A 15,302-nucleotide genomic window follows, 5' to 3' on the forward strand; every position below is an offset into this window, starting at 1 on the left:
ATGGCTTTATTTAATAATAATCGATCAGCATGGGCATTCTGTGTGGCCGCACCATTGGTTGCTATGGTCAGTACGGCAAGTTATGCGCAAACCTGGAAAATCAATCTCCGGGATGCAGACTTAACCGCATTCATTAATGAAGTGGCGGATATTACCGGTAAAAATTTTGCGGTAGACCCACGGGTTCGAGGCAATGTCACGGTCATTTCCAACAAACCACTGAATAAAAATGAAGTTTATGACCTATTTTTAGGCGTCTTGAATGTCAATGGTGTAGTGGCCATCCCTTCAGGAAATACCATCAAGCTGGTACCAGACAGCAATGTTAAAAGCTCCGGGATTCCCTATGATGCTCGTCATCGTGCGACCGGTGACCAGATTGTCACTCGCGTGATCTGGCTGGAAAATACCAATCCAAATGACCTGATTCCAGCCCTGCGTCCGTTAATGCCACAGTTTGCCCATTTGGCTGCCGTTCCGGGCACCAATGCATTGATTGTGTCGGACCGGGCGACCAATATCTATCAGCTGGAAACCATCATCCGTAATCTGGATGGCACAGGTCAGAATGATATTGAAGCCATTAGTCTACAGTCTAGTCAGGCTGAAGAAATGATTGAGCTGATTGATTCAATGGCAGCAACAGGCGCGGCTAAAGATTTGCGTGGTTCGCGGGTGCGGGTCATGGCAGATGTGCGTACTAACCGGATTTTGATTAAGGGTGATCCGGCAACACGCAAGCGAATTCGTCAGATTATCGAAACGCTGGATGTACCTGCAGCAGACCGTCTGGGTGGTTTAAAAGTCTTTCGTTTGAAATATGCCAGTGCCAAGAATCTTTCGGAAATTTTGCAGGGGTTAGTGACAGGGCAAGCAGTCAATACCGGTTTGGATAATTCTTCTTCTAGTTCGTCTTCATATAATTCGACTAATAACCTGAATAACAATAATACCACTAGCTCAAATAGCTCAGGTGCATCCAATATTCAGCTCAATACTGGCATGAAAACCGAGCAGGGCGGGATCAGCAGCTTTAATGCCAATGGCGTCAGCATTATTGCGGATGCCACGCAGAATTCTCTGGTGGTTAAAGCAGACCCGCAACTGATGCGTGAAATCGAATCTGCCATTGATCAGTTAGATGTACGCCGTCAACAGGTTTTGATTGAAGCTGCAATTATTGAAGTAGAAGGGACAGATGCAGATCAGCTGGGTGTGCAATGGGCTTTGGGTGATATCAGCAGCGGAATTGGTCTGATCAATTTTGATAATTTTGGCACCAGCCTGAAAAATATTGCAGCGGGTTATCTGACTGGCGGTGGTGCAGGTGCGGCGAGTACTGTAGGTGCAGGCAGTTCACTGGTGATTGGTGATTACAGTGAAGGCAGTGATGGTTCACGCCGTTTATACGGCGCGATGATTCAGGCCTTAAAAGAAACGACCAAGTCTAACCTGTTATCTACTCCATCGATTGTGACCATGGACAATGAAGAAGCCTATATCGTTGTCGGTGAAAACGTACCCTTTGTGACCGGTTCAGTTTCTACGGGAGCCGCAGGTGTTGCTAATCCTTATACCACTATTGAGCGTAAAGATGTCGGTGTAACCTTAAAAGTCGTACCGCACATTGGTGAAGATGGTACTGTACGTCTGGAAGTTGAACAGGAAGTCTCAGATGTAAAAGCCAATAAAGGCCAAGCACAAGATTTGGTCACCAGCAAACGTGCGATCAAAACCTCGATTCTGGCAGAACATGGACAAACGATCGTATTAGGTGGCTTGATTTCGGACAATACCAGTTATGGACGCCAGGCAGTACCAGGTCTGGGAGCAATTCCAGGGGTGGGACGTTTGTTTCGCTCAGAAGGTAAGTCTAATCAGAAACGTAACTTATTGATCTTTATCCATCCAACGATTGTGGGGGATAAAAATGAAGTGCGTAAACTGACGCAGCAACGTTATGGTCAACTCTATAGCCTGCAATTGGCACTCGATTCAGACGGTAATTTTGCCAAACTGCCGGAAAGTGTTGAAGATGTGTATCAGCAGCGTATTCCAGTTTCCAAGACACCACTGACGAATTCGACCTACCAGAATGTCCCAAGTGCCCCAGCACCAACGCCGTCAGCTACAGCAGTAGCTACACCGGTAGCAATTGAGCCGGGGATTCAGCGACAAGTGGTACAGCAGCCAGTCCAGCAGGTTGAAAAAAGTAGAAATACCGTTACAACAACCACACTTAGACCCAAAAGCTAGACCATTCGCATTTGCATACAGCATGTTATGATAATGTCAAAGAAAATAGAGAAGTAGATTTCATGACTTGGAAAATACAGGCAATTACCGATGACTTGACCGGACAGGAAATAGCAATCGACCGTGACATGCTGGTAGGGCGTCATCAGGCGGCTGATATTGTGCTGCAGGCTGCGGAAATCTCGCGTAAGCATGCTGCTTTTCTGCTGAAAAACGATGCACTATGGGTACAGGATCTAGGCTCATCTAATGGCACTTTCGTGAATGACTTGCGTATTGAGCAGGAAACGCGATTAAAACAAGACGATGTAGTCCAGTTTGCCACCTTGAAATTTCTGGTTCTTGAACCTGTAGCGCCTGTTGAAGTGGCGCCAGAAGTTGAAGAAACAGCAGAGCAAGTGGTTGAAGAAATCGAAACGGTTGAGAAAACTCCTGCCCAGCAGATGAATGAGCAGGGCATTCCAGAATTGAAAGAGCGTGATGCTTCAGTCAACTTGACCCGTGATGGTATGCCGACCAATGTCGGTATTCCAAAACCTGCGCCTATTGCTGAAGGGGTAGACCTGAGCTCGGTTAAGCCAGAACCCGCACCGATTCCGGTGGAACAGCCTGTTTCTCGTGTAGAGCAGGAAAAAGAAGCACAGAAAAATGCATCTATTGGACTGATTTCACTAATCGTTCTGATTATTTTGGCGATTATCGCCTGGGTGTTGTTTAAATAAGCCCATGATTGGTTACAATCGAGGCATGCATCACGCATGCCTTTTTTATGGCTGCAAATAAAGAAAATGAGGGGCAGGATGTCAATTGCACAACTGGAACAACGTAAGCTGATTTTATTCGATCTGGATGGTACCTTGGTGGATTCAGCCCATGATCTGTATCGAGCCATGAATATGAGCCTGAATGTCTTGCAGCTACCCCTGGTGACTGAGGAGCAGGTACGGGTGTGGATCGGTAAAGGAACGTCCAAGTTCTGTGAAAGCGTACTCCAGCATTTGGTGGGAGAAGTATTACCTGCCCAGCATCAGGAATTACTTACGACATTCCTGGAAATTTATAATGCCGATCCTTGTGTAGATACCAAGCCATTTGACGGAATTATCGAGTTTCTGGAATGGGGTAAGACTAACGACAAAAAACTGATCTGTGTGACCAATAAACCAGAAGAACCGGCACGCAGTATTCTCGATATTCTGGAAATGGCGAAATACTTTGATGACACCATTGGTGGTGATCGCTTTGCCGAGCGTAAGCCAGATCCGCGTCAGTTGTTGCATTGTGTGGAGCATTATGGCATGACCAAAGAGCAGGTACTGATGATCGGGGACTCAGTCAATGACATCGAAGCTGCGCGCCGTGCGGGTATAGATTGTATTGTAGTCAGCTATGGCTATAATCATGGTGAAAATATAGCAGACTGTGATCCTCAAGAAATTGTTGATGATCTACGTGAGTTGCTTGCTTAAATAGGGTACGAAGGAAATAAGATGAATAGTTGTAAGGTTTTTCGATGGCGTCGCTCAGTCCAATTCCATTTTCATACTGAGTAACCCCAATTTAAAGAGAAAAACCGAATGACAACTTCAGCTCAATTCCAGCAACTTGCATCTCAAGGCTACAACTTGATTCCTGTATACCGTCAGCGTCTGGCCGATACGGATACTCCTCTATCTATCTTTGCCCGTCTGAAACAACACCAACAGGCTTATCTGTTCGAATCTGTGGAAGGGGGAGAAAACTGGGCGCGCTATTCAATTATCGGCCTGGGTGAATCGACTGTATTCTCCTGTAATGCGGGTGAACTGACTGTTCAGCATCCAGATGGCTCTATTGAAAAACAGCACTGTGCCGATCCATTCCAGTATATCCGTGACTTTCAGGCACAGTTTAAAGTACCGACCCAGGCAGAACTTCCAGCCTTACCAAGCTTTACCGGTGGTCTTGTCGGTTACTTTGGTTATGACTCAGTACGTTATATCGAACCTAAGCTAAAAAATGTGCCTGAAGCTGATCCGGTAGGCTTGCCAGATATCTGGATGATGCTGTCCAAAACCGTCATCGTATTCGATAATCTGAAAGATACCCTGTTCCTCATTGTGCATGCCGATGCAGCTGATCCGGCAGCTTATGAGAAAGCGCAGCAGCAACTGGATGAGCTGGAAAATATTCTGGCGACACCGGTAAGCCTGAAAGCAGAAAAACATGCGGCACCGCATTTTGAATCCTTAACCGGGCATGACAACTTCATTGCCTCTATTGAAAAGGTAAAAGAGTACATCCGTGCCGGAGATGTGATGCAGGTGGTGCCAGGCCATCGTATGGTTTCTGATTTCGATGGTGAGCCTTTACAGGTCTATCGCGCATTACGTCACCTTAATCCATCGCCTTATCTGTTCTTGGTGCAAGGGCAGACCCTAGAAGACAATACGCCGTTCCATATTGTTGGCTCTTCACCTGAAATTCTGTCACGTCTGGAAAATGGTATTGCGACTGTTCGTCCACTGGCGGGTACGCGTCCACGTGGCAAGACCAAAGAAGAAGATCTGGCACTGGAAAAAGATTTGCTGTCTGATGAAAAAGAAATTGCCGAGCACTTAATGCTGATTGACCTGGGCCGAAATGATGTCGGTCGTGTATCCAAAATCGGTAAAGTACAAGTCACTGATCAAATGGTGATCGAACGTTACTCGCATGTGATGCACATTGTGTCGAATGTACAAGGTGAAGTGCGGGATGATGTGGATGCGCTGGATGTTTTTAAGGCAACTTTCCCGGCTGGAACACTTTCTGGTGCACCAAAAATCCGTGCTATGGAAATTATTGACGAAGTTGAGCCAGTGAAACGCGGAATTTTTGGCGGCGCTGTTGGTTATTTAGGTTGGCATGGCGAAATGGACATGTCGATCGCGATTCGTACCTGCGTGATTCGTGAAAATAAGGTCTATGTTCAGGCCGGAGCAGGGCTGGTTGCGGACTCAAATCCTGAGTCAGAATGGAATGAAACCCAAATAAAAGCTCGCGCAGTGATCAAAGCGGTTGAATTATCATCAAACGGATTGATTTTGTGAGTTTTTGGCGTTTTTTTTGAAAAAAACACTTGCATGGATTCTGAGTTTTGCTAAACTGCACACCGTTCCGATACGAAACGTACGAAACACTAAGAAACGCCGGCATAGCTCAGTTGGTAGAGCAACTGACTTGTAATCAGTAGGTCCACAGTTCGAATCCGTGTGCCGGCACCATCTTAGAGAGTTTGGAGTGCGAAGTAAAGAACGACACTGATGTAAGTGTAAAAATGGTGAGGTTCCCGAGCGGTCAAAGGGGGCGGACTGTAACTCCGCTACGAAAGTTTCGAAGGTTCGAATCCTTCCCTCACCACCAATTTTAAGACTTCAAAGTGGTAAGTACCAACATCGTGCGGGAGTAGCTCAGTTGGTAGAGCGGCAGCCTTCCAAGCTGCATGTCGCGAGTTCGATCCTCGTCTCCCGCTCCATTGTTTGAAGTGCTAATATTTGCTCTTATAGCTCAGTGGTAGAGCACTCCCTTGGTAAGGGAGAGGTCTCGAGTTCAAATCTCGATAAGAGCTCCAGATTACAGTTTGGCAACGTGGTTGCAAAAATATTTCAAAAGCAGGCTATTTAGTCTGCTTTTCAAGTATTTGGTGTTTGGTTTTTTTTAAACGATATGTCGGAGCTGGGTTTTACTCAGAATTGTGTTCGACGTAAACGAGGAAGATTAACATGGCTAAGGCTAAGTTTGAACGTAATAAGCCACACGTTAACGTGGGCACAATCGGTCACGTTGACCATGGTAAAACAACTTTAACAGCTGCGATTGCAACTGTATGTGCGAAAAAATTCGGTGGTGAAGCGAAAGACTACGCTGCAATCGACTCTGCACCAGAAGAAAAAGCACGTGGTATTACAATTAATACTTCACACGTAGAATACGATTCTCCAACTCGTCACTACGCTCACGTAGACTGCCCGGGCCACGCCGATTATGTTAAAAACATGATTACTGGTGCTGCTCAGATGGACGGCGCAATCCTTGTATGTGCTGCGACTGACGGTCCAATGCCACAAACTCGTGAACACATCTTGCTTTCTCGTCAGGTAGGTGTACCTTACATCGTTGTATTCTTGAACAAATGTGACCTTGTAGACGACGAAGAGCTTCTTGAATTGGTAGAAATGGAAGTTCGTGAACTTCTTTCTACTTACGACTTCCCAGGTGATGACACTCCTGTAATCCGTGGTTCAGCACTTGCTGCACTGAACGGTGAAGCTGGTCAATACGGTGAAGACGCAGTTGTAGCTCTTGTTGAAGCGCTTGACTCTTACATCCCAGAACCAGAACGTGCAATCGACCAAGCATTCCTGATGCCAATCGAAGATGTATTCTCAATTTCTGGTCGTGGTACAGTTGTAACTGGCCGTGTTGAAACTGGTATCATCAAAGTTGGTGAAGAAGTTGAAATCGTGGGTATCAAAGATACAGTTAAAACTACTGTAACTGGCGTTGAAATGTTCCGTAAACTTCTTGACGAAGGCCGTGCTGGTGAGAACTGTGGTATCTTGCTTCGTGGTACTAAACGTGAAGACGTACAACGTGGTCAAGTACTTGCTAAACCAGGTTCTATCAAACCGCACACTAAATTCGATGCAGAAGTATACGTACTTTCTAAAGACGAAGGTGGTCGTCACACTCCATTCCTGAATGGTTACCGTCCACAGTTCTACTTCCGTACAACTGACGTAACTGGCGCGATTTCTTTGAAAGAAGGCGTTGAAATGGTTATGCCTGGTGACAACGTAGAAATGTCAGTAGAACTAATCCACCCAATCGCAATGGACCCAGGTCTACGTTTTGCGATCCGTGAAGGTGGTCGTACAGTTGGTGCTGGTGTAGTTGCTAAAGTAACTGCATAATCATAGAATAGAAAATAAGCTGGAGTTTCGGCTCCAGTTTATCTACAGGCCAGTAGTTCAATTGGTAGAGCGTCGGTCTCCAAAACCGAATGTTGGGGGTTCGAGTCCCTCCTGGCCTGCCAAGTTTTTTTCAAAAGACGCTTGATGTCGGCAAAACTGGTCATATAATAAGTCGCGAAACCTACGACGAGTACAAAAATGTCGAATGATAAATCACGCGACGCATTAAGCGAAGCGGCAATTCCTCAAAGAAATAATCCTGCTGTAGATGTAAGTTCTGGTTCTCCATTAGACATTGTTCTATGGGTTATCGCCTTGATTTTATTGGTCGGTGCTATGATGGTAAACCAATATTTACCTGCATACTGGGCGCCTGCGAATGATATTTGGGTGCGCGTTGGGGTAATTTTGGCTTGTATCGTTGTGGCATTCGGTTTATTATACGCCACCCATCAAGGCAAAGGCTTTGTTCGTCTTCTTAAGGATGCGCGAATCGAGTTACGTCGAGTGACCTGGCCTACCAAACAAGAGACTGTGACCACATCTTGGCAAGTCCTTGCTGTTGTAGTGATTGCAGCCATTGTTCTATGGTGCTTTGACTATGTTTTAGGCTGGTTAATGAAGTTTATTATCGGGTAAGAGAGCTATGAAACGTTGGTACATTATTCATGCCTATTCAGGTTATGAAAAACAAGTGATGCGTTCGCTTAATGATCGAATCCAGCGTAGCGCTGTTGCCGATAGCTTTGGTGAAGTCCTTGTTCCTACCGAAGAAGTGGTAGAAATGAAGGATGGCAAGAAGCGTAAATCAGAGCGTAAGTTCTTTCCTGGCTATGTATTAGTCGAAATGGAAATGAACGATGACACTTGGCACATCGTGAAAGAGTGTCCAAAAGTGCTTGGTTTTATTGGTGGTACGGCTGAAAAACCGGCTCCAATTACGCAAAAAGAAGCTGATGCAATTCTTGCACGTGTACGTAATACTGGTGAAGCACCGCGTCCTAAGACCATGTTTGAACCAGGTGAAGAATTACTCGTAATTGACGGTCCATTCACTGACTTTAAAGGTGTAGTGGAAGAAGTGCTTTACGACAAGTCACGCTTAACGCTGACGATTAACGTATTTAACCGACCAACTCAGGTTGAACTGGAATTTCGCCAAGTCGAAAAAACAGTTTAATTTGTTCGGGTTGAAAACGCCTGATTTGCGTGCAAATCAGGCATTGTTGTTGTAACGGTATCGTTACTTGAAATCATTGGGGAGCCTAACGGCGTTTGCACCCAGAGGTAATTTGAAATGGCTAAGAAGATTGACGGCTATATCAAGCTGCAAGTTCCAGCTGGTAAAGCGAATCCATCTCCACCGATTGGTCCTGCACTAGGTCAACGTGGTGTTAACATCATGGCATTCTGTAAAGAATTCAATGCTGCTACACAAAAAGTTGAAGCTGGTCTACCAATTCCAGTCGTGATCACTGTGTACAACGACAAGTCGTTCACATTCATCATGAAAACTCCACCTGCTGCTGTTCTTCTTAAGAAAGCTGCTGGTATCCAAAAGGGTTCTTCTGTACCTAACAAAACTAAAGTTGGTAAGTTGACTCGTGCTCAATTGGAAGAAATCGCGACTACTAAAGAACCAGACTTAACTGGTGCTGATTTAGACGCGCGTGTACGTACCATCGCTGGTTCTGCACGTTCTATGGGCTTGGAAGTGGAGCTATAAGACATGGCAAAGTTAACTAAACGTCAAAAAGCCATTGCTGCTGCTGTAGAAGCACAGAAAGTTTACACTTTAGAAGAAGCTGTAGAAGTTCTTACTAGCCTTCCAGCTGCGAAATTCAAAGAATCTTTGGACATCGCTGTAAACCTGGGTGTTGACCCTCGTAAATCTGATCAGGTTGTTCGTGGCGCGACTACTCTTCCTGCAGGTACTGGTAAAACTGTACGCGTAGCTGTATTTGCTCAAGGCGCTGCTGCTGAAGCTGCGAAAGAAGCTGGTGCAGACGTTGTTGGTTTCGACGATCTTGCTGAAAGCATCCAAGGCGGAAACCTTGACTTCGACGTAGTGATTGCTGCTCCTGATGCAATGCGCGTTGTTGGTAAACTGGGTACGATTCTTGGTCCACGTGGCTTAATGCCAAACCCTAAAGTGGGTACTGTAACTCCTGACGTTGCGACTGCAGTTAAAAATGCAAAAGCTGGTCAAGCGCGTTACCGTGTAGACAAAGCAGGTATTATCCACGCTGCGATCGGTCAAGTAGGTTTCTCTGCTGAAGCTGTTCGTCAAAACGTTGAAGCTCTTGTAGCTGACCTTAAGAAAGCAAAACCTGCTACTTCTAAAGGTGTTTACATTCAAAAGATCACTCTAAGCTCTACTATGGGTCCTGGTCTGATCGTTGATGTAGCAAACGTTTCTAAATAAGTTATAAACTTATACAGAATTTTAAAGCCCTGAGTAAGTTTTAAAGCACTGCTTTAAAACTTACGCAAGAAGAAACCGGTTTCGGACTACTTGCGAACTTAGGCAGACTTTGAATTGATAAATGTAAATTTATCAGCGTCAAAGACCTCAGGCGAGGGGAGTTTTATGCTTTCCTCTTAATACTCCAGCCTGCGTAGACGCGGTGGTGTGATTTGTTCATCCTCCGCGTGTGATTTCAGAGATGAATTCACGAATTGGGAGTGTGCTTGTGATCAGGCACATAAATCACCGTTAGGAGGTTTTACAATGGCTCTTCTTATTGAAGGCAAAAAACAGATCGTAGCTGAAGTAAGTGAAATTGCTTCTACTGCATTTGCCGCTGTTGTTGCTGACTACCAAGGTTTAACAGTTGAGCAATTAACTGCTCTTCGTGTTGAAGCTCGTAAACTAGGTGTTAAAACACGTATCGTGCGTAACACTCTGGCTAAACGCGCTCTTCAAGATACTCAATTCAATATCTTGAACGACAGCCTTGTTGGCCCAACAATCTTAGCTTTCTCGACTTCTGAAGACGACATGGGTGCAGCTGCACGCTTGTTCGAAGAATTCGCAAAAACTAACAAAGCATTCGAACTTAAAGCTGCTGCATTTGATGGCAAAGTTTACGAAGGTGCTGAAGTTAGCGTAATCGCGAACCTTCCGAACCAAGAAAAAGCGCTTACTATGCTTGCAAACGTTCTTCAAGCTCCTATTTCGAAATTGGGTCGCCTTATTACTGCGCTCAAAGAGAAAAACGAGTCAGAAGCTGCATAAGCTTAAATTTATTTCCACACCATTCAATTTCCATTTGGAGTTATTCTCATGGCTTTAACTAACGAAGAAATCCTAAACGCAGTTGCAGAAAAAACTGTTCTTGAACTTGTTGAACTAATCTCTGCTTTCGAAGAGAAATTCAACGTATCTGCTGCTGCTGTTGCTGTTGCTGCTGCTCCTGGCGCTGCTGCTGCTGCTGAAGAACAATCAGAATTCAACGTTGAGTTGACTTCTTTCGGTGGTAACAAAGTTGCTGTAATTAAAGCAGTTCGTGAAGCTACTGGTCTTGGCTTGAAAGAAGCTAAAGACATGGTTGAAGGCGCACCTACAGTTCTTAAAGAAGGCGTTTCTAAAGAAGAAGGCGAAGAGCTTAAGAAAAAACTTGAAGAAGCTGGTGCTACAGTTACTCTTAAGTAATTTCTTAAAGGAGCCGGTTTTTTTATAATCGGCTCCAAAAATTGGCTGATGGCTCTTGGGTCATCAGCCTTTTTGCGTTACAATAATCGGCTCGATTTTTGTTTGCATGATATAAAATTCATACAAATTAAAAATAAACATAATGAACAAACGCTTACCAATATTTTTCATTAAAAAAATATTGTTAAGCGTTTTAATACCACTAAAAATTGCAGCATTTGTAAAGAGTGGTGGCCATATCGGCCAGCGTAATTCCTTCTGAGCCCGTTCTGCAGGCGGGCTTGGTTTACACTTTCCGAGGACTCCAGATGGCATACTCATATACCGAAAAGAAACGGATCCGTAAGAATTTTGGTAAATTGCCTAGCGTCATGGATGCTCCGTACCTGCTCGCGATTCAAGTCGACTCGTACAGAACATTCTTACAAGATGGCAAATCACCAAAAAACCGCGAAGATATCGGTCTCCAAGCCGCATTTCGTTCAGTTTTTCCTATTGAAAGTTATTCTGGCAATGCTGCTTTAGAATTCGTTGAGTATAGTCTTGGTAAGCCTGAGTTTGATGTACGCGAATGTATCCTTCGTGGCTCAACTTATGCAGCACCAATGCGCGTAAAAATTCGTTTGATCCTGAAAGATCGCGAAACTAAATCAATCAAAGACGTACGTGAACAAGAAGTCTACATGGGCGAAATGCCGCTTATGACAGACAACGGTACTTTCGTCATTAACGGTACCGAGCGTGTAATCGTATCGCAATTGCACCGTTCACCGGGCGTATTCTTTGACCACGATAAAGGCAAAACTCACTCAAGCGGTAAAGTCCTTTATTCAGCTCGTATCATTCCTTACCGTGGTTCATGGTTAGACTTTGAATTCGATGCCAAAGACCTGGTCTACGTACGTATTGACCGTCGTCGTAAATTGCTTGCGACTGTGGTGCTTCGTGCGCTGGGTTATGCCAACGAACAAATTCTCGACATGTTCTACGAGAAAGTACCTGTGTATCTGGACATGGGTAGCTACCAGATTGACCTTGTTCCAGAGCGCCTGCGCGGCGAAATGGCACAGTTCGACATTGCTGACAAAGACGGCAAAGTCATTGTTGAACAAGGTAAACGTATTAACGCACGTCATGTACGTCAAATGGAAGCATCTGGTCTTGAGAAGCTTTCTGTTCCTGATGAATACCTGTACGAACGTATCACTGCTGAAGACATCCCACTGAAAGATGGTGATGTGATTGCAGCCAATACTGTTCTAAGCCATGAAATTATGGTGAAAATTGCAGAAGGCGGCGTGAAACAGTTCAACATCCTGTTCACTAACGATATCGACCGTGGTCCATTCATTGCGGATACATTACGTGCTGATACCACAGTAAGCCGTGATGAAGCACTTGTAGAAATCTACAAAGTCATGCGTCCAGGTGAGCCACCAACAAAAGAAGCTGCTGAGAACCTGTTCAACAACCTGTTCTTCTCTTCTGAGCGTTATGATCTGTCTCCAGTCGGCCGTATGAAGTTTAACCGTCGTTTGGGTCGTCCTTACGAAGTGGGTACTGATCAGAAGTCACGCGAAGTTGAAGGCATTCTCTCGAATGAAGATATCACTGATGTATTAAAAACATTAGTAGAAATCCGTAACGGTAAAGGTGAAGTCGACGATATCGACCACTTGGGTAACCGTCGTGTTCGTTCTGTGGGTGAAATGACTGAGAACCAATTCCGTGTAGGTCTGGTTCGTGTAGAACGTGCTGTTAAAGAACGTTTGTCTCAAGCTGAAACTGATAATCTGTCTCCGCAAGACCTGATCAATGCGAAGCCAGTGGCTGCTGCAATCAAAGAATTCTTTGGTTCAAGCCAGTTGTCTCAGTTCATGGACCAAAACAATCCGTTGTCTGAAATTACACACAAACGTCGTGTATCAGCACTTGGGCCTGGTGGTTTGACTCGTGAACGTGCGGGCTTCGAAGTACGTGACGTACATCAAACTCACTATGGTCGTGTATGTCCAATTGAGACTCCTGAGGGTCCAAACATTGGTTTGATCAACTCTCTGTCTGTTTACGCCAAATGTAACAACTTCGGTTTCCTGGAAACTCCATACCGTAAAGTGGTTGATGGCCGCGTAACTGATGACGTTGAATACCTGTCTGCGATTGAAGAAGTAGGTACTGTGATTGCACAGGCCGACTCTGCAGTAGATAAAGACGGCAACCTGTCTGAAGAATTCGTTTCTGTACGTCACCAAGGTGAATTCGTACGTATGCCTCCTGAAAAAGTGACGCATATGGACGTATCTGCTCAACAGGTTGTATCTGTAGCAGCATCACTGATTCCGTTCCTTGAGCACGATGACGCCAACCGTGCATTGATGGGTTCGAACATGCAACGTCAGGCTGTTCCTACGTTAATCGCTGACAAACCACTGGTTGGTACCGGTATGGAAGCGAACGTAGCACATGACTCTGGTGTATGTGTAATCGCGAAACGTGGTGGTCGTATTGAATTTGTTGACGCTTCGCGTGTCGTGATTCGTGTCAACGAAGACGAAATGGTTGCAGGCGAAGCAGGTGTAGATATCTATAACCTGATCAAATACACACGTTCTAACCAGAACACTTGTATCAACCAGAAAGTTCTTGTGAACCTGGGCGATAAAGTAGGTCGTGGCGACGTTCTGGCTGACGGTCCATCAACTGATGGTGGTGAGCTAGCATTGGGTCAAAACATGCGTGTAGCGTTCATGACTTGGAACGGTTACAACTACGAAGACTCGATCTTGTTATCTGAGCGTGTTCTTCAAGAAGACCGTTTAACGTCTATTCACATCCAGGAACTTTCATGTGTTGCACGTGATACCAAACTGGGTGCTGAAGAAATTACTGCCGATATCCCGAACGTGGGTGAAGCAGCGCTTTCTAAACTGGACGAGTCAGGTATCGTTTACATCGGTGCTGAAGTGACCGCGGGTGACATCCTGGTAGGTAAAGTAACGCCTAAAGGTGAAACTCAGTTAACTCCTGAAGAAAAACTGCTTCGTGCAATCTTCGGTGAAAAAGCGGCTGACGTAAAAGACTCTTCTTTACGTGTTCCATCGGGTACTAAAGGTACTGTGATCGACGTTCAAGTGTTTACACGTGACGGTCTTGAGAAAGACGAACGTGCTCAGGCAATTGAAAAAGCTCAGCTTGATGCTTACCGTAAAGACTTGAAAGAAGAATACAAAATCTTCGAAGAAGCAGCACGCGAACGTATTGTCCGTCTGTTGAAAGGTCAGGAATCTAACGGTGGCGGTACTACTAAACGCGGTGACAAACTGTCTGAAGAATTGTTATCTGGTTTAGAGCTGGTTGATCTGCTTGATATCCAACCAAGTGATGAAGCAATTGCTGAACGTTTAACTCAAATTCAAGTGTTCTTAAAAGAGAAGAGCCTTGAAATTGATGAGAAATTTGCTGAGAAAAAACGCAAACTTTCTACAGGTGACGAACTGACAACTGGCGTATTGAAAGTTGTTAAGGTTTACCTGGCCGTTAAACGTCGTATCCAGCCTGGTGATAAGATGGCGGGTCGTCACGGTAACAAGGGTGTAGTTTCTAACATCCTGCCTGTTGAAGACATGCCGCACGATGCCAATGGTGTACCAGTAGATATCGTACTGAACCCGCTCGGTGTACCATCACGTATGAACGTCGGTCAGATTCTGGAAACTCACTTGGGTATGGCTGCTAAAGGTCTTGGCGATCAAATCGATAAGATGCTGAAAGAACAGCGTACAGTTCTTGAACTGCGTGATTTCCTAGACAAGATTTATAATAAGGTTGGCGGTCAGCAAGAAGATCTTGACAGCCTGACTGATGAAGAAATCTTGAAACTGTCTGGTAACTTGCGTAAAGGTGTTCCTCTGGCAACTCCAGTATTTGATGGTGCTGAAGAAGGTCAGATCAAAGAATTACTTGAGCTTGCTGGCTTGTCACGTACGGGTCAAACTGTATTGTATGATGGCCGTACTGGTGAACGTTTCGACCGTCCTGTAACTGTAGGTTACATGTACATGCTGAAACTGAACCACTTGGTTGACGACAAGATGCATGCGCGTTCTACTGGTTCTTACTCTCTAGTAACGCAACAGCCGCTTGGTGGTAAAGCACAATTCGGTGGTCAGCGTTTCGGTGAGATGGAAGTCTGGGCACTGGAAGCATACGGTGCAGCATATACGCTTCAAGAAATGCTTACTGTGAAGTCGGATGACGTTGAAGGCCGTACCCGTATCTATAAGAACATTGTAGATGGTAACCATTATATGGACCCAGGTATGCCTGAATCGTTCAACGTATTGACCAAAGAGATCCGTTCTTTAGGTATCAACATTGAACTGAAAAATGGTGACTAAGAAATCTCCCCCGACCCCTCTTTAAGAAAGAGGGGAGAAAGTCCCCCCTTTATAAAGGGG

13 protein-coding genes and 5 tRNA genes are annotated in these 15,302 nt (G+C 45.1%); 17 read left to right on the plus strand and 1 reads right to left on the minus strand.

What is annotated here, in order from left to right:
* From gspD to rplL, 16 genes are all read left to right on the plus strand, one after another.
* Positions 1–2,256, plus strand: coding sequence for a type II secretion system secretin GspD (gspD, locus tag ACEWB7_RS06430; protein WP_411580523.1), 2,256 nt, complete (start codon positions 1–3; stop codon positions 2,254–2,256).
* Between the two features lie 62 nt (positions 2,257–2,318).
* A complete protein-coding gene (locus tag ACEWB7_RS06435) occupies positions 2,319–2,978 on the plus strand; it encodes an FHA domain-containing protein (RefSeq protein ID WP_179991964.1) in 660 nt (219 codons plus the stop codon).
* Positions 2,979–3,056: 78 nt separating this feature from the next.
* Positions 3,057–3,725, plus strand: coding sequence for a phosphoglycolate phosphatase (gene gph / locus ACEWB7_RS06440; RefSeq protein ID WP_411580525.1), 669 nt, complete (start codon positions 3,057–3,059; stop codon positions 3,723–3,725).
* A 108-nt stretch (positions 3,726–3,833) separates the two neighbouring features.
* Positions 3,834–5,327: an anthranilate synthase component I gene (gene trpE / locus ACEWB7_RS06445; RefSeq protein WP_411580527.1), complete on the plus strand. Its 1,494-nt coding sequence runs from the start codon at positions 3,834–3,836 to the stop codon at positions 5,325–5,327.
* A gap of 98 nt (positions 5,328–5,425) precedes the next feature.
* Positions 5,426–5,501, plus strand: a tRNA-Thr gene (locus ACEWB7_RS06450).
* A gap of 55 nt (positions 5,502–5,556) precedes the next feature.
* Positions 5,557–5,640, plus strand: a tRNA-Tyr gene (locus ACEWB7_RS06455).
* Between the two features lie 36 nt (positions 5,641–5,676).
* A tRNA-Gly gene (locus tag ACEWB7_RS06460) sits at positions 5,677–5,752 on the plus strand.
* A gap of 21 nt (positions 5,753–5,773) precedes the next feature.
* Positions 5,774–5,848: transfer RNA gene (locus ACEWB7_RS06465), tRNA-Thr, on the plus strand.
* A gap of 151 nt (positions 5,849–5,999) precedes the next feature.
* Complete coding sequence (gene tuf, locus ACEWB7_RS06470; RefSeq protein WP_004781663.1) at positions 6,000–7,190, plus strand: elongation factor Tu; 1,191 nt, start codon at positions 6,000–6,002, stop codon at positions 7,188–7,190.
* Between the two features lie 46 nt (positions 7,191–7,236).
* Positions 7,237–7,312 (plus strand) — tRNA-Trp (locus ACEWB7_RS06475).
* Positions 7,313–7,388: 76 nt separating this feature from the next.
* Positions 7,389–7,829, plus strand: coding sequence for a preprotein translocase subunit SecE (gene secE, locus ACEWB7_RS06480; RefSeq protein ID WP_179991968.1), 441 nt, complete (start codon positions 7,389–7,391; stop codon positions 7,827–7,829).
* Positions 7,830–7,836: 7 nt separating this feature from the next.
* Positions 7,837–8,370 (plus strand): transcription termination/antitermination protein NusG, encoded by a 534-nt coding sequence (gene nusG, locus ACEWB7_RS06485; RefSeq protein ID WP_005232530.1) that lies wholly within the window; start codon positions 7,837–7,839, stop codon positions 8,368–8,370.
* A 117-nt stretch (positions 8,371–8,487) separates the two neighbouring features.
* On the plus strand, positions 8,488–8,916 hold the full coding sequence (rplK, locus tag ACEWB7_RS06490; RefSeq protein WP_004781668.1) for a 50S ribosomal protein L11: 429 nt from the start codon (positions 8,488–8,490) through the stop codon (positions 8,914–8,916).
* 3 nt (positions 8,917–8,919) lie between these two features.
* The gene (gene rplA, locus ACEWB7_RS06495) at positions 8,920–9,615 is read left to right on the plus strand and encodes a 50S ribosomal protein L1 (RefSeq protein ID WP_004781669.1); all 696 of its coding nucleotides are present in this window, start codon (positions 8,920–8,922) and stop codon (positions 9,613–9,615) included.
* A 306-nt stretch (positions 9,616–9,921) separates the two neighbouring features.
* Positions 9,922–10,428 (plus strand): 50S ribosomal protein L10, encoded by a 507-nt coding sequence (gene rplJ / locus ACEWB7_RS06500; protein ID WP_004781671.1) that lies wholly within the window; start codon positions 9,922–9,924, stop codon positions 10,426–10,428.
* A gap of 48 nt (positions 10,429–10,476) precedes the next feature.
* On the plus strand, positions 10,477–10,845 hold the full coding sequence (gene rplL / locus ACEWB7_RS06505; protein WP_159123444.1) for a 50S ribosomal protein L7/L12: 369 nt from the start codon (positions 10,477–10,479) through the stop codon (positions 10,843–10,845).
* Between the two features lie 63 nt (positions 10,846–10,908).
* Here the strand turns inward: rplL and ACEWB7_RS06510 are convergent, their stop codons facing one another.
* Positions 10,909–11,160, minus strand: coding sequence for a hypothetical protein (locus ACEWB7_RS06510; protein WP_034170979.1), 252 nt, complete (start codon positions 11,158–11,160; stop codon positions 10,909–10,911).
* On the opposite strand from ACEWB7_RS06510, the gene rpoB reads away from it, so the two are divergent.
* Entirely contained in the window at positions 11,154–15,242 is a 4,089-nt protein-coding gene (gene rpoB, locus ACEWB7_RS06515; protein ID WP_004781674.1) for a DNA-directed RNA polymerase subunit beta, read from the plus strand. The genes ACEWB7_RS06510 and rpoB overlap by 7 nt on opposite strands.
* Positions 15,243–15,302: the final 60 nt, after the last annotated feature.

The organism is Acinetobacter sp. NIOH-H-8, from assembly GCF_046635365.1.
GTDB lineage: Bacteria > Pseudomonadota > Gammaproteobacteria > Pseudomonadales > Moraxellaceae > Acinetobacter.